Genomic DNA, 21204 nt, shown 5'->3' on the forward strand with positions numbered 1-21204 from the left:
TTCGGATGGCTGGGTTGGAACGAGGGATCAGTGGGCGGCGGCCACGCGGCCGGCCGGCTGCGCCGCGGCGCTGCGGCGCAGCGCGAGGACGGCAGCCATCGCTGCCACCAGTGGCAGCGCGTAGGCGTAGTAGAGATGCGGCGGCTGCCAGCCGCGGTCGAGCAGCATCCCTGCGATGAGCGGCGCGAGGATGGCGCCGATGCGGCCGATGCCGATCGCCCATCCCATGCCGGTCGTGCGCACGGCGGCCGGATAGATCACCGGTGCGAAGGCATAGAGCCCGGCCATCGAGCCGAAGATGAATCCGCCGATCAGGAAGGCGATCGCGAACGATGCGCCCAGGTGGCCGGTGGCCGCGCCGAACGCGGCCATGGCCAGCGCCGTGATGGCGAGGCTGGCGGCCGTCAGGCGCCCGAGGTCCAGCCGCGCGACCAGCAGTCCGAACAGGCTGCCTCCGACGATGCCGCCGATGTTCAGCAGCACGCCGCCGGTGATGCCTTCCCGCGCCGACAGCCCTGCCGAAACCAGCAGCTTCGGCGTCCAGCTGAGCGCGAAGTAGAAACCGAACATCAACAGGAAGAACGCGGCCCACAGCAGCAGTGTCGAGCGCGCCAGGCCTGCGTTGAACAGGCTCGCCACCGTGGAGGCGGAGCGCTCGCCGGCCGGCGGCAGCGGAGGGAGTTCGGCCAGTGCCGGACGCCCCATCTGGCGCAGCAGCGCGTTGAGCTTGCGCAGCGCGCCGGCGGGACGCCTGGAGACGAGGAAGTCGACCGATTCGGGCAGGCGCCACAGCACCAGCGGAATCATCAGCGCCGTGGCAAGGCCGCCGAAGAGGAAGACCGAACGCCAGCCGTAGCGCTCCAGCAGCACGGCGGCGATGCTGCCGCCGATGGTCGCGCCGATCGGATAGCCGGTCGCCTGCAGGGCCACCGCGGTGCTGCGCCACTTGTTCGATGCGTATTCGGAGGTGATGACGCCCACGCTGGCCAGCATGCCGCCGATGCCCAGGCCGGTGAGCGCGCGCAGCGCGGCCAGCTGCGTGCTGCTCCGGGACAGCGCCGACAGCCCCATGCCGAGCGCGATCACCACCAGGCACAGCAGGATGACGGCTTGGCGTCCGAAGCGATCGGCCAGCGGCGCGAGGAACAGCGAGCCGGCGGCCATGCCGAACAGGCCGGCACTGAACAGCACGCCGAGCTGAGCGCCGCCGAGCTTCCATTCGGCCGACACGCTGGCGGCGGTGAAGGCCATGACCAGCACGTCGAAGCCGTCGAGCATGATCAGCGTGATGCAGATCGTGATGGCGCTCCACTGGAAGCGGCTCATGGGGCCTTCATCGAAGGTCTTGCGTAGATCGTGGGTCAATGTGTCTCCTTGTGCAGGGCAGCCAAGTACATTGCTGGCGCTCCTTGATTCAGTACACTGAATGACAATCAGTGTACTGAATCATCCTGCGTGGAATCAAGAGCTCATCGACTGGGGTTTACCCTTGGCTGAAGCGGCGGGCCCGCGGGGTCACGCAGGCACAGGCTGCACCGTCGGTGCGCACACCCGGTTGCGCCCGCCCGTCTTGGCCGCGTACAGCGCCTTGTCGGCGGCCCGGATCAGCTCCTTGGGCTGGCCCGCCTTCCCGGCCGCGGGGCTCAGCGCATCCACGCCCGCGCTCAGCGTCACGAACCCGTCGGCAGAGCCTGCGTGCTCGATCTTGAGGTCGCGCACGGCGCTGCGGATGCGTTCGGCCAGCATCACGGCGCCCGCCACGTCGGTGTTCGGCAGCAGCACCGCGAGTTCCTCTCCGCCATAGCGTGCCGCAAGATCTCCCGGGCGCCGCGACGCGACGCGGGCGATGGTGCGGCCGATGGTCTGCAGGCACTCGTCGCCTGCCGCGTGGCCGTAGATGTCGTTGTACTGCTTGAAGCAATCCACATCCATCATGATCAGGGCCAGCGTGCTCGCCGTGCGCGCCGCGCGGCTGTATTCGCTGTCCAGCGCCACGTCGAACTGCCTGCGGTTCGCGAGCCCGGTCAGGCCGTCTTCCATGGCCAGGGTGTTGAGGGTCTTGTTGAGCGTTTCCAGCGCATCGCGCGCCTGCCGCAGCTCTGCCTCGGTGCGGGTCTGGAGCTGGAACTGCCGCACCAGCCGCCACCCGATGAAGCCGACGATCAAGGTCAGCAGAAGAACGCCGCCCGAATGCCAAAGCATTTCGCGCCACCAGTTGGCCAGGATCTCGTCCTTGGACAGCGCCGCGGAAACGAACAGCGGATAGTTGGCCAGGCGCCGGAAGCTGTTCAACCGCGTCACGCCGTCCTGCGCCGACTTGATGAAAGCCATTCCGACCGGCCCTTGCGCGGTGTAGGCGCGGAAGAGCTCGGTTTCCTGCATGTTCCGGCCCACCATGTCGGGGCTGTAGGGCCGGCGCGTCATCATGGTTCCGTTTTCGAGCACCAGCGCGACGGCGCCGGCCTGGCCGATGTCCAGGCTGTCGTAGAACCTGGAGAAGAACTCGACGTGGATCGTTGCGAGCGCCACGCCGGCAAAGCTGCCATCCGCATGGTTGATGCGCCGCGAAACCGGAACCAGCAGCCGGCCGCTGGTGCGGCTGTGCACCGGAATGCCGATGTGCGGTCCGCGGTCCACGTGCGTTCGGTGATAGACGAAATACTCCCGGCCTGCGTTGTTGAGGTTTTCCGGCGGCGTGGAACGGGAGTTCGCAACCCAGTTGCCGTCCTTGTCGTAGATGTGCAGGCCGTCGAGCTGCGGCAGTTCAGCGACCCGCATGGACAGCACACGGCGAAGCCGGGCCACGCTGGCCGGATCGGTGCCGTCCTGTTCGACGCGTTCGACCATGCCGACCAGCACCGTATCGGCCTTCTTGATGGCGTCGTCGGCCTGCTGCGCCATGGCGCGCGCGAGGTTCGACGCGGCCACGTTCATCTGCTGGAGCTGGTCGGCGCGGGACTCCCAGCTGTTCCAGAAGTCGATCGCCAGCAGGCTGAGGCAGACGACGGCCACGAAAGCCATGGTCCGGGCGGTGATGGAGGGTCCGCGAAGCACTACGCGCTTTCAGGGCAAAGAAGCATGGCGGCGGAAGGGGGAATGATGGGGTGGCTCGCCGGAGGCGAATGCGGCCCCAATGTATCCGAAGGCGAGGCCCCGCGCATCCGGCCGCCGCTTGGTTGCGCGCGTCAGCCCGGCGGCAACTGGCGCAGCTTGCGATAGAGCGTGTTCCGGCTGATCCCCAGGCGGCGCGCGGCTTCGGAGAGATTTCCGGCGCACGACTGCATCGCCTGCGACACCGCGCGTGCCGAGACGGCCTTCAGGTCCGCTGCGCTGCCGGTGGGCATCGCGGGCGCCGTGGGCTCCTCCGCGGAAATGCCGCGCAGTTCGTCGGCCAGGTCGTCGGGCAGGTGCCACCAGTCGATCTGCGCCTCGTGTTCGCCCAGCAGGGCGCAGGCGGTGTGCAGCGCGCTGTTCAGCTGGCGCAAATTGCCGGGCCAGCGGTAGCGCGACATGGCCAGCGCGAGCTCGGGCGCCAGCCGCAGCTCGCGCCCGGGCTCGATGCCGCGCAGCATCTGCGCGACCAGGTGCGGCAGGTCCTGCCGTTCGTGCAGCGCCGGCAGCTGGAGCGACAGGCCGTTGAGCCGGTAGTACAGGTCTTCGCGGAAGCGCCCGGCCTCGATCTCGCGGCGCAGGTTGCGGTGTGTCGCGCACACCAGGCGGAAGTCCACCGCCACCGGCTTGCCGCCGCCCAGCGGCGTCACCTGCTGGTCCTGCAGCACGCGCAGCAGCCGTGCCTGCAGTGCGAGCGGCATGTCGCCGATCTCGTCGAGCAGCAGCGTGCCGCCGTGCGCCTCGCGAATGCGGCCGGCTGCGCCGTCGCGGCTCGCGCCGGTGAAGGCGCCGGGCCGGTAGCCGAAGAGCTCGGCCTCGATCAGCTGCTCCGGCAGCGCGGCGCAGTTGACCGCAACGAACGGCCCGTCCCGGCGCGTTCCGCTCGCATGCAGCGCCCGCGCGAACACTTCCTTGCCGACGCCGGAGGCGCCCAGCAGCAGCCATGAGATCGGCTTGTCGAGCACCCGCCGGGCGCGCTCGACGGCGGCTTGCATGGCCGGGTCGCCGGTGTCCAGCGCGGCCAGCGCGTCGGCGTGTGTTTTTTCCGCCGCACGCGGCGCCGGGGCCGCGCCGGGCGAGGACGTGAGCACATGGCGGCCAGCCTCCACGCGCAGCCAGAGCGCGCTGCCGTCGTGCCGGCGCACCGTGCGTGGCGCGCCGCCCGGCTGGCGGCACCAGGCCATCAGCGTCGTCATATCCAGCTGCAGCAGCTGCTCGACGGCGGCGGCGCCCACGTCGGCGCGGGACAGGCCCAGCATGGCGAGCGCGGCCGCATTCGCGCCCATCAGCCGGCCGTCGTCCGACAGCGCCAGCAGGCCCTCGGCCACGCTGCCGATGCCCTCGGGCTGCAGATGCAGGCGCAGCCGCAGGTCGGCGGCGTGGCGCGTGTCGAACAGCTTCTGCTCGACCGTGCGCACCGCCAGCCGCACCAGCGCCAGCGCATGGCGGTGGTGGCCGCGGTGGTCGCCCGAGATGTCGAGCACACCCAGCACGCGGCCGTCGGGGCCGGTGATCGGCGCGGCCGTGCAGGTGAGAAAGCCGTTGCGGTCGAGGTAGTGCTCGCCGGCATGCACCACCAGCGGCGCCGCGTCGGCCAGCGCGGTGCCGATGGCATTGGTGCCGCGCCAGCGTTCATGCCAGTTGGCGCCGGGTCGCAGCGCCACGCGCTGTGCGCGGTCCGCGAAATTCGCATCGCCCATGGCCTCCAGCAGCATGCCCTGTGCGTCGGCAAGGATCACCAGGCTGTCGGTGTCGCGCATCTGCTCGAACAGGAACTCCATCACCGGCCGCGCATGGGAGGCCAGTTCGCGCTGCTGCTCGAGCGCGCGTGCCAGCTGCGCCGCGGAGGCATGGGGCGCGCCCGGCGCGCGGCCGGCCGGTGCCAGGCCGAAGCCGCGGCTGCGCTCCCAGCTTCGGCGCAACGCGGCATCGATCAGGCCGTCGGCCACCTCGCCGGTGGTGGTCAGCTGGCGGCGCGCCTCGCGCAGGCGCGAGCCCGGCGTGCGCGCGGCGACGTGGTGTGAAGTCGTCTGCATCTCGGTTGTCTCCAATAGGGCCTCTCCGGGCCCTGGTGTCACGGCATCGAACGTTCGAGCATGAATGCGGCGGTGCACTGTTCCGTTTCGTGACAGCTGCTCAGCGCGGCACGCTCTGCTGCGCAGTCTGGCGTAAGAAACTGACCCGGTTCTTGCGCCAGATCAGAGCATTCGCGCCCAAGAGGGGGTGGCATGGCGTGTGCAATGCAGCACGCGGGACCGCGCGGCATCCGGCTTGCGCGGTCGCCTTCCACCCCTTACCCGACGGAGACAAGAGACCATGCAATACGCCAGCCCCAACACCCCCGGTGCAAAGATCGACTTCAAGCCGGCCTACGACAACTTCATCAACGGCAAGTTCGTGCCGCCGGTGAAGGGCCAGTACTTCGACGTGATCACGCCGATCACCGGCAAGCCCTACACGCGCGCCGCCCGCTCGGGTGCCGAAGACATCGAGCTCGCACTCGACGCGGCCCATGCCGCCGCCAGCCAATGGGGCCGCACCTCGCCGGCCGAGCGTGCCAACGTGCTGCTGAAGATCGCCGACCGCCTGGAGCAGAACCTCGAACTGCTCGCCTATGCGGAAACCGTGGACAACGGCAAGCCCATCCGCGAGACGCTCAACGCCGACATTCCGCTGACCATCGACCACTTCCGCTACTTCGCCGGCTGCCTGCGCGCACAGGAAGGCGCACTGAGCGAGATCGACGAGAACACCATCGCCTACCACTTCCACGAGCCGCTGGGCGTGGTGGGGCTGATCATTCCGTGGAACTTCCCGATCCTGATGGCCGCATGGAAGCTCGCGCCCGCGCTTGCCGCCGGCAACTGCGTCGTGCTCAAGCCCGCCGAATCCACGCCGGTGAGCGTCATGGTGATGGCCGAGCTGCTGGCCGACCTGCTGCCGCCCGGCGTGCTCAACATCGTGAACGGCTACGGCCGCGAAGCCGGCATGGCGCTGGCGGGCAGCAAGCGCATCGCGAAGATCGCCTTCACGGGTTCCACCGCCACCGGCCGCGTCATCGCGCAGGCCGCGGCCGGCAACCTGATTCCGGCCACGCTGGAGCTCGGCGGCAAGAGCCCCAACATCTTCTTCGAGGACATCGCCGACGCGGACGACGACTTCTTCGACAAGGCCATCGAAGGCCTGGTGCTGTTCGCGTTCAACCAGGGCGAGGTCTGCACCTGCCCGTCGCGCGCGCTGATCCAGGAGTCGATCTACGACAAGTTCATGGCGCGCGCGCTCGAGCGCATCAAGGCCATCAAGCAGGGCCATCCGCTCGACACCGACACCATGATGGGCGCCCAGGCCTCGGCCATGCAGATGGACAAGATCATGAGCTACCTCGCGCTCGGCAAGGAAGAGGGCGCGCAGTGCCTGACCGGCGGCGGCCGCGCGCAGCTCGGCGGCGAACTGGCCGGCGGCTACTACATCGAGCCCACGCTGTTCAAGGGCCACAACAAGATGCGCATCTTCCAGGAGGAGATCTTCGGCCCCGTGCTCGCGATCGCCACCTTCAAGACCGAGGCCGAGGCGCTGGAGATCGCCAACGACACGCCCTACGGCCTGGGCGCCGGCGTGTGGACGCGCGACGGCAGCACCGCCTACCGCATGGGCCGCGCCATCCAGGCCGGCCGCGTATGGACCAACTGCTACCACGCCTACCCGGCGCACGCCACCTTCGGCGGCTACAAGGAATCGGGCATCGGCCGCGAAACGCACAAGATGATGCTCGACCACTACCAGCAGACCAAGAACCTGCTCGTGAGCTATTCGCCCAAGAAGCTCGGGTTCTTCTGACGGCACGGCGGCGCCCGACGAAGATGACGGCGCTGTAATCCAGCCGACGGGAAACCGTCGGACTGGATCGCTAGAGTGGCATGCATGCCCGTCGAATACGGACAGGCATTGCCGCTCTATCTACAATCTCCGCATGCACCGGGTTCGCCTCTTTGTCCTCTGGATCGTGATGTTTGCCGTGCCCTTCCAGGCATACGCGGCGGCAGCCATGGTCTTTTGCGGGCCGGGCCACGAGGGTGCGGCCTTGGCGGTTGCGGCAACCGCCGCGCCGGCCGCAGCGCATCGGCACGTGCAGCAGGCGCACGGCGATGGGCATGCAGACCATCACCACCACGAAGCCGCCGCGCAGGACGCTGGGCCATCCGCCGGCGATCACAGCGCCGGCACCACCGCCCATGCGGATCCGGATGGCATGCACAAGTGCGGCACCTGCGGCGCCTGCCATGCCACCGCGCTCACCAGCACGCTGGAACTGATCGTGTTCCAGGGCCTTCCGCGCGCCGACCTGACCGAGCCCGCCAGCACGGTGGCCTCGGTCGCGCCGCGCCTCCTCGACAAACCTCCTCGCGCCTGAAGCGTTCGTGCGCCTGCGTGCGCCCGGTCATCGGGCCGCCGCAGCACAGCAGCGAACGCGCATGCATCGCCTGCGTCATGCCCCTCCGGGTGCCGTGACGCATTCCGTTCATGACCATGCGAGGTTTCCATGTTCCATTCATTGCCGGCCCGTTGGCTGGCTGTCTTTCCAGCCGTGGCGGCCGCGCTCGCCGCCGCGGCCCAGCCGGCGTCCGCCCCATCGGCGGACGAAGGCGCCGCCGGCGCGCCCACCGCCCTGAGCTACCGGTCCGCGTTCGAGGGCTACCGGCCCTTCACCGATGACAAGCCCATTCCGTGGAAGCAGGCCAACGAGACCGTCCGCCAGCGCGGCGGTTGGAAGGCCTATGCCGAGGAGGCCGCGGGTGGCAGCGCCTCCGATGCACCGGCCGCGCACCAGGGGCACACGATGCCGATGCCTCCCTCGAAAAAGGAGCAGAAGCCATGAAGCGCGCCGTGCGCCTCACGGCCCTCGCGGCGGCGGCCGTCTTGCTGGCCGGCTGCGCCTCGGTCGGCATCGACGACGCGCTGCAGGACACCAACACCCAGGCCGGGCAGTTCACCGGCGGCAAGCTCGAGCTCAGCCGCACGCAGGAGCAGCGCGACCGCCGCGTCGCGCTCGCGCAGGAGCTGCTGTCCAGGCCGCTGTCGCAAAGCGACGCGGTGCAGCTCGCGCTCACCAACAGCCCCGCGGTGCAGGCCCTGGTCGCGCAGAGCTGGGGCGACATCGCCGCGGCCAACCAGTCGAGCCGGCTGCCCAACCCGGTCTTCAGCTTCGAGCGCATGCGCCTGAACAGCGAACTCGAGATCGGGCGGCTGCTGTCCTTCGGCCTCGTGGACCTCCTCCTGCTGCCGCAGCGCCTGTCGATCTCGCGCAGCCAATCGAGCCAGGCCAAGGTGCAGCTCACCGGCGCGGTGGTCGACCAGGTCACGCAGGTGCGGCAGGCCTGGGTCCGCGCCGTCGCTGCGCAACAGTTGCTGCAGTACGCCGAGCAGGTCAACCGCTCGGCGCAGGCCAGCGCGGAACTCGCGCGGCGTATGCAGCAGATCGGCAACTTCAGCAAGCTGCAGCGCGCGCGCCAGCAGGTCTTCTATGCCGACGCGACCACGCAGCTGGCATCGGCGCAGCACGCCGCCACCGCCGCGCGCGAGGAGCTCGTGCGCGCCCTGGGTCTCGATGATGTGCAGGCCGCCAGGCTGGCCTTGCCCGACCGGCTGCCCGATCTGCCGAAAGCGCCGCGCGAGGCCAAGGAAGTGGCCGCCACCGCGACCGAGCAGCGCCTGGACGTGCAGCTCGCGCGCGCCCAGCTCGACGTGGCGGGCAAGTCGCAGGGCATCAACCTGCTGTCGACCTTCGTCGACGTGGAGGTCGGCGGCCGGCGCGACACCGTGTTCGACAACGCCGAAGGCACCCGGAGCACGCGGCGCGGCTTCGAGCTCGACATCCGGCTGCCGCTGTTCGACTGGGGCTCGGCGCAGCGCGACGCGTTGAATGCGCAGTCGCTGGCCGCGGCCAACCGCTACGACGCCACCGTGCGTGGCGCTTCGTCGCAGTTGCGCGAAGGCTACTCGGCCTACCGCACCGCCTACGACATCGCGCGGCACTACCGCGACGAGATCGTGCCGCTGCGCCAGGCCATGGCCGACGAGAACGTGCTTCGCTACAACGGCATGCTGATCGGCGTCTTCGAGCTGCTGGCCGAGGCGCGCGACCAGATCGCCAGCGTGAGCAACGCCATCAACGCCCAGCAGCAGTTCTGGCTGGCCGATGCCGCGCTGGCGGCCTCGGTGATCGGCAAGCCCACGGCCGTCGGTACACCGACCGCCAGCGCGGGGGGCGAAGCCGCCTCCGCCGGCGCCGCCCATTGAATGCGCCACCTGCACTCACCAACGAATTCGAACCACATGACAAACAGACGCAATTTCCTCGGCGGCGCCGGTGCCATCACCGGCGCCCTCGCGGCCGCGAGCGTGAGCAAGGTGGCGATGGCCGCGCTGCCCGAGCCCGTGACCCAGACCACGCCCAACACCATGCCGCCGCTCATGCCATCCAGCGGACGGCCCTACAACCCCGTGGTCACGCTCAACGGCTGGACGCTGCCCTGGCGCATGAACAACGGCGTGAAGGAGTTCCACCTGGTGGCCGAGCCCGTGGTGCGCGAGATGGCCCCCGGCTTCAAGGCCAACCTGTGGGGCTACAACGGCCAGTCGCCCGGCCCGACCATCGAGGTGGTCGAAGGCGACCGCGTGCGCATCTTCGTGACCAACAAGCTGCCCGAGCACACCAGCGTGCACTGGCACGGCCAGCGCCTGCCCAACGGCATGGACGGTGTCACCGGCCTCACGCAGCCGCCGATCCGCCCGGGCAAGACCTTCGTCTACGAGTTCGTCGCGCGCCGGCCCGGCACCTTCATGTACCACCCGCATGCCGACGAGATGACGCAGATGGCCATGGGCATGATGGGCTTCTGGGTGACGCACCCCAAGGCCGAGCATCCGCTGATCGAGAAGGTCGACCGCGACTTCGTGTTCCTGCTCAACGCCTACGACGTCGAGCCCGGCAGCGCCACGCCCAAGATCATGACGATGCTGGACTTCAACCTGTGGTCCTGGAACAGCCGGATCTTCCCCGGCATCGACTCGCTCAACGTGCGGCTCAACGACAAGGTGCGCATCCGCATCGGCAACCTGACGATGACCAACCACCCGATGCACCTGCACGGGCACGAGTTCCTCGTCACCGGCACCGATGGCGGGCCGACCCCCAAGAGCACGCGCCAGTACGAGGTGACCACCGACGTGGCCGTCGGTCAGATGCGCCAGATCGAGTTCCTGGCCGACGAGGAGGGCGACTGGGCCTTCCACTGCCACAAGAGCCACCACACCATGAATGCGATGGGCCACGACGTGCCCACCCTCATCGGCCTGGACCACAAGGACGTGGCCAGGCAGATCACGAACCTGGTGCCCGACTACATGGTGATGGGCGAGCGCGGCATGGCCGACATGGGCGAGATGGAGATGCCCATTCCCGACAACACCGCGCGAATGATGACCGGCGAAGGGCCGTTCGGCTCGGTCGAGATGGGCGGCATGTTCAGCGTGGTCAAGGTGCGCAGGAACCAGAAGCCCGGCGACTACAGCAACCCCGGCTGGTTCAAGCATCCCAAGGGCACCGTGGCCTACGAGTTCGACGGCCCGTCACCGGAGACCTCGCGCCGGCGCGATGCCGGTGCGGCCGCGATGCCCGCGCAGAACATGCCCGCGAAGAACATCGAAGTCCAGATCCGCAAGCCAGGCAGCGGCCACACCGGCCACTGATTTTTCATTTCTCCTTTCTCTCTTCTTCCAACCTCCAACCTTCAGAAGGAATCCAACCATGAAGCACAACAACATCCTCCGCAACACCGCCTTCGCCGCGCTCACCGCCCTGGCGGCCGCAGGCGCCTCCGCTGCCGGCAACCACGCCGGGGGCCATGGCCACGGCGACGCCGAAGCGGCCATCGGCCAACCCGGCGTGGCCGCCAAGGCCACGCGAACCATCAACGTCGACATGACCGACGGCATGCGCTTCACGCCCGCCGACATCAATGTGAAGCAGGGCGAGACCGTGCGCTTCGTCGTCAAGAACTCGGGCCAGCTGAAGCATGAGCTCGTGCTCGGCACCGAGAAGGAACTCAAGGAGCACTACGAAGCCATGAAGAAGAACCCCGAGATGGAGCATGCCGATCCGAACATGGTGACCCTGGCCGCGGGGAAGAGCGGCGAGATCGTGTGGCAGTTCACCAAGGCCGGCAAGGTCGACTTCGCATGCCTGCAGCCGGGCCACTACGACGCCGGCATGAAGGGCGCCGTCACCGTGGCCAAGACCGCGGCCGCCAAGTAAGAAACCCCAACCTCCAGGAGAGACATGACCATGTCGAAGATTCGCATTTCACTCATGGCGGCGCTGGCCGCATTGGCCTTCACGGTCTCCGCCGCGGAACTTGCCGACGGCGAGATCCGCAAGGTGGACAAGGACAACAAGAAACTCACGATCAAGCACGGCCCGCTCAAGAGCCTGGACATGCCCGGCATGACCATGGTCTTCGGGGTGAGCGACGAGGCCGTGCTGGACAAGTTCCAGGCGGGGGACAAGGTGCGCTTTGATGCGGGGAAGATGGACGGGAAGATTGTTGTGACGCATATCGAGCCTGCGCGCTGAAGCTGGCGTAACGCAACCGGCCTGATCTGCACCGGCGGCGCGAAGGCGCCGGGCTTTGGAGGTAGTGCGCGCTGTCGCCGCGCCAGGCTTGTGACTCCTGCCGCGCCTCGGTGCTCTGCGTGCTCTCGAAGGCCAGCGTGTCGCCGTCCTACGAGCGCCCGGCGATGCGCCGGCCAGGGCGCCGTGGCTGAAGGGCATCTTGTGGGCGAAGAATCATTTGTCGGCGGTATGGCGCGCATTCGTCCAATAACCGGCACGCGTCCTTTCGTAGGACGGCCGAAGGTGATGTCTCTTAAGTTGGCATCAAGAGCCGATGTATTTGTATTGCAGCTTTAAGCTCGAAGCTTGGCCAAAAAACTCGACATGCAGGATCGGCTCGCTTGGTTTTTCGTTTTTCCATAGGACGCATTCGGCGCCCCATCGACTGTCGTCATTCATCTTGAATAACTCGATGCCTGGTCTTCTGGATCCTTTTGCTGAAAACGCAGTTTCAAAAGGAGCGATTCCGAGTAAAGGGTTTTCGCCGAGATAGTAATCGCGAATCACTCCTTGGATTTCTTCGGCCAATGCTTCGGGAACGTCAAATTGGCTTCTTAATTTTTGTCGATCGTCTTGATTTATTGCTTCAACAAACTCGTCAAGGAGCTTGTAGGCGTGAACCCTGGGTTCATCGTTCATCACCTCCTCTTTTGTTGGGGAATGTGGGGAATTCATTTCGCTGAGCCGTTCTCGTAATGCATGTGCTCTTGAGCAGCAGAGGAGAATTTCTGAATAAATTCTGGTGAACAATCTCGTTCACCCTTCACTTTGAAATTCTCGCTATCGATCGCCCATTGATAAACGGAGATTCCCATCGGATATTTTGTTAAGACGCCGGACAATTTGCAATTTTTAATCCAATCTTCAGCCTCTGATTTGGTTTCAAAAACAGCCGATGGAAATCGACCCCCAGTGCCATTGAATATCCATGCTTCTTTCATTTAATTTCTCGAGCTTATTAATCGCAAAAAGTGCAATCATTTGGAGGGTTTTGATCATTCATTGGAGTAGACAACCAGCTTTCCAAACGGGAGCTTTCCGTCCCAGCCACATGGAAAGCCATCATTGAAGTATGCACTCTGGATATTCTTCCAAATCTCAGGAAAACTGTCGTTTGCATAGCAATTGAGCAGGATTCGTATGTCTCTGTGCATCAACTCGATTAGCAAACATCCATCACCTCTTGTCCACTTCGTGTCGGCACCGTTGAAGTTTTTCCCCCTCAAGCCGAAGTAGTCGTTTTTCCTCAGATTGAAGTCGATCCACCTCTTCCACTCAAAGGCTGGCGGAAAGACGTCCGGAGAATCGCTTACTGTTTGCCACTCGTCGAACATCTCAAAAGAGTCGTTGGTCGCGAAATCTATGGCTACTTCCGGATCAGAGATCACCAAATTCGCAGTTCTGTCACCTGAAAACCCTTGATTGAAATACCCGTCGCGATGAAGATAGTCCACCAGAGGCTGAGCCTTGGAGAGCAATTGTTCCCAGTTTTCCGCCATCATTGCGCCCTTATATTGTCTTTGATGCTGTTCTTCCAATCGGTCGTTACACCAGGAACTCCATTTGGATGTTGATTCCCGTACATGGTGAGTCCACCGTTTGAAAGCTGTGTTCTCAGTGCCGTTTGGACAACCTTCAGCTTGGTGCATCCGCTTCCACCGTTGCCTTTGAATCGAGCCGCACCAGCCATGGCGACTTCTGCAGCGGCGCTGTACCCTGCGTGATATCCGTAATGGGTTGTCTTTCCGAATCCCGCGCCGTTTCCGTTTATTTGAGCAACTGATGAATCCTTCGGCAACGCGATGAGATTGTCTACGTTGTGCACATCAAAATTCGGGCATAGCTTTTTGGCAGCAGCCACGGAAGAGGCACTCTTGGGTATCACGTGGTGGACCTGATAGCCACTTGGCAAGGGACCATACTTCTCCTCCCAGTTGGCCTGCCACTGCGATGCCAAGCCAGTTGGATCGGTCCATTGAACAGGATTGACCGTATATGCATGGAGGCCACCCAGCAGAGCAATCGGGTCGCTTGAGACAAACCTCCCCGTCACCGGGTCGTAATACCGATACCGGTTGTAGTGCAGCCCCGTCTCGTCGTCAAAGTACTGCCCTTGGAACCGGATCGGATTCCTGAACCCGGCCCTGCGTCCCGCCTCGCTGATCGCCTGCTTGGCCTCCCCCCAGGCCTTGTAGCTGGCCGACCAGGCGATGCGTCCCTCGTGGTCCGTCAGCTCCTGCGGCGTGCCCAGGTGGTCGCACTGGTAGAACGCGATCTCTTCCTTCGCGAATGGGTCGGGCGTGTTGAGCTGCTCCCCGTTCCACAGCGGATCCTGCTCGATGTCGTAGCGCCCGCCGTTGGCCGCGATCAGTGCCTTCACGTCGGTGGTCTGGCTCAGCGCAACGGCCTGCGCCTGGCGAATCTGCACCAGCGGCACGAACGAGCCGGGCTCGTGGATGTAGTGCACGCTGTCGCCGCGCCAGGCCTGCAGCTCCTGCTGGCCCTCGGTGCTCTGCGTGCTCTCGAAGGCCAGCGTGTCGCCGTCCCAACGCGTCGTAGCTGAGATGCGCTACGTGGCGATATAGACCTACGCGGTCTTGAACGCTTCGCTCAGCGAAAAACGCAATCCTGCAACGGGATATAGCCCGTGCCCGAGGCAAATGCAACGGTGCACGTGGCCTTGAATGCAGTCCCGGCTGTTAGAGCTCCCATTTGGGCTTCGCTGGTGGCATCGCGTGCAACCATGCGAACCAGTTCGCTTTCCGAACCGGCAACTCCCGCTCTGAGCAAAGCACTTCCATTCGCGCTATCTGGGCCTCTTTTGAAGCCTCTGCTCGGTCCTCCCATCACGACCCCGGAAAATGCAATCCTCCTATTGAATTCTGGCAAGTCCAAGGTCGAATAGCCTGCTTTGACGTAGCGCTGGTGCAATTTTCCTAAATTGATTTCTTTTGGGGTGGTCTCCGCGGCAAAGCTGATGCTGGCAGCGAGGAGGAGCAGTGGTGATATAAGTAGTCGCATTGGAGATTTTGGCTCGAGATAGTGGAGGCGGGGTTAAAGAAGTACTGGTGCGCGGGGTGTCTAAGATCTAAATAGTCTTATTGACTACAAATAGCTTGATATCGTATTCCAATTCCTGTACTTCAAAAACAGCATCCGGGTGCATCTTGAAGATGGTCAAATCTTTTGTCCTTTGATTCTTGTAGAGGCTACGAATGAAGCTCTCCGGTTCTCGAATTTTTATTTTCATAACAAACGGTTGTTCAAATTGAATTAACAATTCGGCGCCGTGTTTTTTTGTGAATTCTTCAAATTTTTTGCATATTATTTCGAGAGAAGTATCTATTGGAAAGAGTAATGTGGGCTTTGATTCGTATGCGCTGTTTTCTTTTGTTGCTGTCGTGTGCCACGATAGATCGTAATTGCTGGATTTAGTCAAGACACCGGCTTCTAATCCTTCAAGCTTCTGCAGTAATTCGTTGCCTCGGCGTTGAGTAATTTTTTCTCTAATTTTGTCCGCAGCCGTAGTCGACATGATGGTCTCCAGTTTTTGGGTCATCGATTTTTTGATATCTTTGATTTCTGAAATCGTAATTCCTCGGATCGCTTCCTTTTGCTTCGCCCGCATGTGCATGCGGGCCTCGCCTCGGGTCACTCGTGTGTTCAACAACTACTTTTCTCGCACCGGTTGCGTCTGCATATTCGTAAAATCGACCAAACTCTGCAGGATTTTCGGAGTAGACGTAGTTTTTGCTGCCGCGCCTTCTTGGATCGTTTCCAACTTGCCATTGACCGGCAGCTTGTTGTGAACGAGGTATTCCTGCCAAATCTTTGGCGCTATTCAGCGCTTGGCGACGATTTCGGCAAGCGGGGGTTGATGGAGACTGGGCATTGTTTTTCTTCGAACTCAGGCCAAGCGGATCAGTCCATTCAGTCGGATTGGAAGCATAGACGTGGGTATTAAATCCGCCTTCTAATTTAATCGGATCTGTGCTAACAAACCGCCCACTCACCGGGTCGTAATACCGATACCGGTTGTAGTGCAGCCCCGTCTCGTCGTCAAAGTACTGCCCCTGGAACCGGATCGGATTCCTGAACCCGGCCCTGCGTCCCGCCTCGCTGATCGCCTGCTTGGCCTCCCCCCAGGCCTTGTAGCTGGCCGACCAGGCAATGCGTCCTTCATGGTCCGTCAGCTCCTGCGGCGTGCCCAGGTGGTCGCACTGGTAGAACGCGATCTCTTCCTTCGCGAACGGGGCGGGCGTGTTGAGCTGCTCCCCGTTCCACAGCGGATCCTGTTCGATGTCGTAGCGCCCGCCATTGGCCGCGATCAGCGCCTTCACGTCGGTGGTCTGGCTCAGCGCAACGGCCTGCGCCTGGCGAATCTGCACCAGCGGCACGAACGAGCCGGGCTCGTGGAGGTAGTGCACGCTGTCGCCGCGCCAGGCTTGCAGCTCTTGCCGAGCCTCGGTGCTTTGCGTGCTCTCGAAGGCCAGCGTGTCGCCGTCCCAGCCGAACAAGGTCGTCGCGTGTGAGCTTCGCTTGGCGATGCGCCGGCCCAGCGCGTCGTAGCTGAAGCTCGTGGTCTCACCGAAGGTCTCGGCACTGCGCATGCGGTTGAAGCCATCCCAGGTGAAGGTGGTCTTTTCTCCATTGCGGCTGCGCTCGACCAGGTTGCCCCGCTCGTCCCACCTGTAGTGGGTCCCCGCATAGTCCTTGAGCAGGTTGTCCATCAGCCGGCCGGCCATGCTGCGGCCATCGCCGTTCAGGCGCACCGCCACGCGCGTGGTGATGCGGCCGGCCGCCTGTGTGTCCGCCCCAGCGGCTGAAGGGTCGCCGATGTTGCCCGCCGGATCGAAGGCGAAGGTCTCGCGGCCCAGGCGGCTGTGGGCTTCCAAGAGGCGCCCCACCGGGTCGTAGCGGTAGCTCAGGTTGCCGCGGCGGCTGTCGCCGATGGCCACCAGCTGGCCGGCCTTGTCGTAGGTATAGCTGCGGCGGATGCCCACGGCCTCGATCGCGCCGGGTTTCGTCTGCGAGATCTGCTGCTCCAGCAGCCGGCCGGCCGGGTCGTACTTCGAGCCCTGGTGCAGGCCGTTGCCCTGGTCGCGGCCGGTCTCGCGGTGCAGGTCGTCGCGCTCGAAGCCCAGGATGTCCTGGCCGTCCACGAGCAGGCCGTGCACGTGGCCCGAGCCGTAGGTGAGCCATTGGGTGATGTGGCCGTCGGGGCGGACACTGGCGACGCGCTGGTGGAGCTCGTCGTAGCCGTGCTGCCAGACCGCCGTGTGGCCATGGTCCAGGTAGTGCTGGTGCTCGCGCACGAGGTTGCCCGCGCGGTCGTAGAACCACTGGAGCCTGGCCTCGGCGTTGGTGGCCTCGACCAGGCGGCCGTTGCGGTCGTAGGCGAAGCGCTCGGCCTGGTCGCCGGCCTGGCGCTCGCTCAGGCGGCCCAGGGGGTCGAATTCGAGCCGGGTGCTGTGGCCGGCCTCGATGACCTCGGCCAGCACGCCGCGGGCTTCGTCGTAGCGGTACTGGGTGGTCTTGCGGTCGAAGCCGGTTTCCTCGAGCAGCCTGCCGACCGGGTCGTAGCGGAAGTCGTAGCGGCTGCCGTTCTCGTTGTGCAGTTCGCGCAGGCGCCCCAGCAGGTCCCAGTGGTACTTGAGGGTGTGGCCGGCCGCGTCGGTGCGCTGGGACACGAGGCCGGCGCGGGTGTAGCTGTAGCTGGTGCGGCGGCCCAGCGCGTCGGTGTGGGCGAGCAGGCGGCCCTCGGCGTCGTGCGCGAAATGCTCGCTGGTGTTGTCGGGGTGGACGATCTCCTCGAGCTGGCCCGGGTGGTTGGCGTGGTCCGCCGGCATCGCGGCCCGCGCGGTTTCGCCGGCTTCGGTGTAGCGGTACCGGGTGGCGTGGCCCAGGGCGTTGGTGATCCTGGCCAGGCGGCCGCGGCCGTCGTAGGCCCACTGGGTGGTCTTGCCCGAGCAGTCGGTGTGGCTGGCCAGCTGGCCGTCGGGGGTGTAGGCGAGGGTCTTGATGCCGCCCTTGGCGTCGGTGATGCGCACGGGGCGCCCGGCGGGGTCGTAGGCGTATTCGGTCTTGTGGCCGAGCGGATCGATCTCTTCGGTGAGGTTGCCGTTCGCGTCGTAGTCGCGCTTCCAGGCGCCGCCCTCGGCATCGAGGATGCCGGTGATGCGGTGGCGCGCGTCGTAGGCGTAATGGACGCTGCTGCCGTCGGCGCGGGTGTGGGTCTTGAGGTTGCCGTTGGCGTCGTAGACGTAGTCGTCGGTGGTGCCGTCGGTGTGGATGTGGCGTGTGATGTTCTTGGCGTCGTCGCGCAGGAACCATTCCTCGCGCTTGTCCGGGTGGATGATCCGGTAGGTGTAGCCCAGCACGTCGTAGTAATACCAGGTCTCGGCGCCGAGGGCGTCGGTCAGGTAGGTGAGCCGGATGTTCTTGTCCCACTCGAGCGTGAGCGCAAAGCTGCCGTCGTCGCTCCACTCGCGCATGGCCTTGGCGTCGGCGCCGGTGCCGTCGTACTGCAGGTTCATGCCGCGGCCGGTGCGGTCGGTGTAGCGCGTGACGAGGTGGTGGCTGTAGCTGTACTGCCAGCCGGCGCCGTTCTCGTCCTGCGCGGTGGCGAGATCGCCTTCGCCATCGTGGGTGTAGGCGGCCAGCTGGCGAACGACGCGGCCGTCCTTCAGCTCCCACAGGGCCTTGATGAGGCCGGTCTGCGCATCGGGTTGGGTGCCGACGTGGGCGATGATGGCCTCGCCCTGCCTGCTGACGATGTCGCTCAGCACCTGCTCGCCGGTGGCGGCAATCACGTGGTCGTAGCGCAGGCCGATGGCAGCGCCGCTGCGCGTGTGCTGCGCCACCAGCCGGAAGTGCTGCTTGCCTTGCGAGCCGGACTTGGCGGCGATGGTGTCGACGAGCTCGTAGGTTTCGCGCCAGTCGGCGGCTTCGCCGGCCGGCATGGGCTTGCCGAAGTCGACCGCCAGCAGGCGCTCGCTCAGGCGCGTGAGGGTGATCTCCTCGATCGGGTTGCGATGGCTCTGTCCCACGGCCAGCAGCGGAAAGGCGTGGCTGCGGCCGTCGGCGCCGTGATAGATCAGGCTCATCTGGCCCTGGCGGCGGCCCTTGGCGGCCTTGGCGACGTCCACGCGCGTGCTGTAGGGCGTGATCCAGCGCGCGCCAAGGCTGCCCTGGTCGAAGGCGGCCAGGTCGCTGCGGTAGGTGCGCGTCCAGGTGATGGGCAGGGGCGCGCCGAGTACGAAGTCGGTGTGGTCGAAGCTCTCGCAGCCGGTGGCCAGGCTGATGGCGCCGCCCGCGGCGGCATTCGTGCAGTTCTTGCAGCTGGGGTCGCCGCTGGCCGGCACCTGGGCAGACGTGGCGCCCTGTTCGCCGCCGGGCTTCTTGCTCTCCACCTGCGTTCCGTTGTTTGCGGAAATGTTGGCGCTGTGCTTTCCCTTGCGCCTGAGCAATGCATCCTTGAGGATCTTGATCATCCACTTGATGCCGTACTGCAGGCTCTCGTCGCCCAGCCGCATGATCTGCCGGCGAGCCGCGCCCTTGAGGTCGGTCAGGCTGGCGACGGTGTCCCGGATCATCGCCTTGGCGCTGTCGGGCAGCGCATAGTGGCTCGTGGTGGCGGCCACGTAGTTGGCGGATTTCTTCGCGGCCTCGGCCGCGGCGGCCATCATGCGGCTCCAGGTGCTCTGGGTCTTGGGGTCGTAGGTGTTCCTCTCGGCAGCGGCGCCGGTTGCGAACACCGGTTTCTCGCCGAGCGCCACCTGCAGCGCGCCGATCAGCGCATCGGCGATGCCGTCGACCTTTTTCGCGCAGGACTGCAGGAAGTCGTCGAGGTAGCCGAGCGCCTCGTCCACGAACTTGTCGAGCGTGCCGGCAATGGTGTCGTTCAGGTGGGTGACGAGCACGGCGATGAACGCCTCGCCGATGTTCGGCACCACGTTCCTGGCCGACTTGGCGATCTCCTGCTTGAGCAGGTGCAGCATGGGCCGCAGGCTCATGCGCGCCGCGCCGGTGGCGGGCGGAAACGGGATCACGCCCAGCAGGTTGATGGCCAGGCTCACCCACTGCAGCACATCGCTGTACGCCTTCTTGGTGACCATCTCGACGAGGTCCCAGACCGCGTCGATGAGCGCCATGATGTTGCCGATGACCGGCAGGCTGCCCGCGAAGGTCGTCAGCACGTTCAGCGTGACGTAGTCGTTGGTGAGCTTGCGCAGCCACTTGTCGATCTTGGCGGCGCCGGCGCCGATGTCTTCCTCGCCGATGGTGTTGAGCGGCGCCACCGCGGTCTGGCGCGCGCGCTCGGTGGCTTGCGCACCTTGCGCATCGTTCTGGGGGGCCTGGTCAGCCATTCGCGAATCTCTCCCTTGTTCTCTTGTGGTCGTCGAGCGGCGCCGGCGATCAGCCCGCGAAGCCCGGCGTCTGGCCGAGCGGCAGCGTCGGCATCGAAGGCAGCGACGCGGGCAGCTTGGGCACCATGGCGCCCACGGTCTGCGCGGCCATGCCGGTGGCCGCCTGGCCGACCTGGCCCAGCAATGCCTTGGCGCCGCCTTGCTGGATGGCCTGCACGGCGCCGACGGCCTGCTGCGCCGTGCTTGCCGCCTCGCTGGCCTGGCTCACGAGGCCGGCCGCCCTGCCCAGTGCTCCACCAGCCTGGCCCAGCAGGCCCGTTGCTGCGCCGCCGAGCAAGCTCGATCCGCCACCTCCCGCATCGATGGCCTTGTCGCTCGCAGGCTGGGCGGGCCAGCGGTTCGGCTGGCCGAAGTAGCTGCCCGTATCCCAGGGATCGCTCGGATCGCCGCCGAACGTGACCTTGGCCTGGCCGAGCGGAAGCCCGGCCACGGAGGCGAAGCCGTTCGCGTCGAGCTTGCCGGTGTGCGTGCCGCCGTCGGAGTCGACCACCGTGTAGTCGCCTTGCTTCACGCCCTGGCGCGTCGCGCCGTCGGCCTTGACGTACTGGTGGTACAGGTCGAGCTGCCCCCTGGGAAGCTGGGCCGGCTGCGGGAGCCGGGGCTGTCCGTCGCTCTTCGGCCCCACCATCGAATGCGAAGCCGCATGCGCACGCCACAGGCCGTTGGTGCCGCTCTCGATGCCGCCGGCGGTCCAGCGCGTGTAGCTGGAGCCGCCGTTGACGAGCACCTCTTCCTTCGCCGTGATGGTGATCCGGTTGGCCTCCATCTTGATGTCCAGCTTGGCCAGCGCGTTGATGCTGTCCCTGAGCGCCGTGAGGTCGATGTCCGCCGCCGCCGCCGCCATGCGGATGCCGTTGTTGAAGGCGACCATGCGCACCGCATCCTTGGCGCTCACCAGGAAGCTGTTGCCCGTGGCCACGCTGGTGTGCGCGCCGCTCGTGATGGCCGTGTGTTCCACGCTCGCGAGGTGGGTGCTCGCGGCCGTGGTGGCCT

Annotated in this window: 18 protein-coding genes; 7 read left to right on the plus strand and 11 right to left on the minus strand. The window is 65.5% G+C overall.

The features are described from left to right. Positions 1–27: 27 nt before the first annotated feature. From IB278_RS31635 to IB278_RS31645, 3 genes are all read right to left on the minus strand, one after another. Positions 28–1365 carry an MFS transporter gene (locus tag IB278_RS31635; protein ID WP_192328088.1) on the minus strand — a complete coding sequence of 446 codons (1338 nt, stop codon included), beginning with the start codon at positions 1363–1365 and terminating at the stop codon, positions 28–30. 150 nt (positions 1366–1515) lie between these two features. After that, complete coding sequence (locus IB278_RS31640; protein WP_225613297.1) at positions 1516–3021, minus strand: sensor domain-containing diguanylate cyclase; 1506 nt, start codon at positions 3019–3021, stop codon at positions 1516–1518. Between the two features lie 164 nt (positions 3022–3185). Further along, positions 3186–5147, minus strand: a complete 1962-nt coding sequence (locus IB278_RS31645; protein ID WP_192328091.1) for a sigma-54-dependent Fis family transcriptional regulator — start codon at positions 5145–5147, stop codon at positions 3186–3188. A gap of 280 nt (positions 5148–5427) precedes the next feature. Here IB278_RS31645 and adh point away from each other — a divergent pair, with 280 nt between their 5' ends. The 7 genes from adh (at position 5428) to IB278_RS31680 (ending at position 11743) form a co-directional block, all read left to right on the plus strand. Further along, complete coding sequence (gene adh, locus IB278_RS31650; RefSeq protein WP_192328094.1) at positions 5428–6948, plus strand: aldehyde dehydrogenase; 1521 nt, start codon at positions 5428–5430, stop codon at positions 6946–6948. A gap of 133 nt (positions 6949–7081) precedes the next feature. Next, entirely contained in the window at positions 7082–7522 is a 441-nt protein-coding gene (locus IB278_RS31655; RefSeq protein ID WP_192328098.1) for a hypothetical protein, read from the plus strand. Between the two features lie 129 nt (positions 7523–7651). Further along, the gene (locus IB278_RS31660; protein ID WP_192328101.1) at positions 7652–7987 is read left to right on the plus strand and encodes a hypothetical protein; all 336 of its coding nucleotides are present in this window, start codon (positions 7652–7654) and stop codon (positions 7985–7987) included. Then, positions 7984–9408: a TolC family protein gene (locus IB278_RS31665; protein WP_192328104.1), complete on the plus strand. Its 1425-nt coding sequence runs from the start codon at positions 7984–7986 to the stop codon at positions 9406–9408. Before IB278_RS31660 ends, IB278_RS31665 begins: the two co-directional genes overlap by 4 nt. Before the next feature lie 36 nt (positions 9409–9444). Continuing rightward, a complete protein-coding gene (locus tag IB278_RS31670) occupies positions 9445–10860 on the plus strand; it encodes a multicopper oxidase family protein (RefSeq protein ID WP_192328107.1) in 1416 nt (471 codons plus the stop codon). Between the two features lie 58 nt (positions 10861–10918). Continuing rightward, positions 10919–11425, plus strand: coding sequence for a plastocyanin/azurin family copper-binding protein (locus IB278_RS31675; protein ID WP_192328110.1), 507 nt, complete (start codon positions 10919–10921; stop codon positions 11423–11425). A gap of 30 nt (positions 11426–11455) precedes the next feature. After that, positions 11456–11743, plus strand: coding sequence for a copper-binding protein (locus IB278_RS31680; RefSeq protein WP_192328113.1), 288 nt, complete (start codon positions 11456–11458; stop codon positions 11741–11743). Between the two features lie 303 nt (positions 11744–12046). Here IB278_RS31680 and IB278_RS31685 read toward each other — a convergent pair whose 3' ends face one another. The 8 genes from IB278_RS31685 to IB278_RS31720 all read right to left on the minus strand — a co-directional run. Beyond that, entirely contained in the window at positions 12047–12421 is a 375-nt protein-coding gene (locus tag IB278_RS31685; protein WP_192328116.1) for a hypothetical protein, read from the minus strand. A gap of 32 nt (positions 12422–12453) precedes the next feature. Then, positions 12454–12723, minus strand: a complete 270-nt coding sequence (locus tag IB278_RS31690; RefSeq protein ID WP_192328119.1) for a hypothetical protein — start codon at positions 12721–12723, stop codon at positions 12454–12456. A gap of 54 nt (positions 12724–12777) precedes the next feature. Then, positions 12778–13284, minus strand: a complete 507-nt coding sequence (locus tag IB278_RS31695; RefSeq protein ID WP_192328135.1) for a hypothetical protein — start codon at positions 13282–13284, stop codon at positions 12778–12780. After that, positions 13281–14249: an RHS repeat-associated core domain-containing protein gene (locus tag IB278_RS31700; RefSeq protein ID WP_318646726.1), complete on the minus strand. Its 969-nt coding sequence runs from the start codon at positions 14247–14249 to the stop codon at positions 13281–13283. Before IB278_RS31700 ends, IB278_RS31695 begins: the two co-directional genes overlap by 4 nt. 143 nt (positions 14250–14392) lie before the next feature. Next, positions 14393–14803 (minus strand): hypothetical protein, encoded by a 411-nt coding sequence (locus IB278_RS31705; RefSeq protein ID WP_192328122.1) that lies wholly within the window; start codon positions 14801–14803, stop codon positions 14393–14395. Positions 14804–14870: 67 nt separating this feature from the next. Next, a complete protein-coding gene (locus tag IB278_RS31710; protein WP_192328124.1) occupies positions 14871–15317 on the minus strand; it encodes a hypothetical protein in 447 nt (148 codons plus the stop codon). Continuing rightward, entirely contained in the window at positions 15289–20151 is a 4863-nt protein-coding gene (locus IB278_RS31715; RefSeq protein WP_192328127.1) for an RHS repeat-associated core domain-containing protein, read from the minus strand. The genes IB278_RS31710 and IB278_RS31715 overlap by 29 nt, the downstream gene beginning before the upstream one ends. A 49-nt stretch (positions 20152–20200) precedes the next feature. Continuing rightward, positions 20201–21204, minus strand: a 1004-nt coding sequence (locus IB278_RS31720; protein ID WP_192328129.1) for a DUF2345 domain-containing protein, incomplete at its 5' end; no start/stop codon positions are given.

The sequence above is a fragment of the Variovorax sp. VRV01 genome, assembly GCF_014852545.1.
GTDB classification, from domain to species: Bacteria; Pseudomonadota; Gammaproteobacteria; order Burkholderiales; family Burkholderiaceae_C; genus Variovorax; species Variovorax beijingensis_A.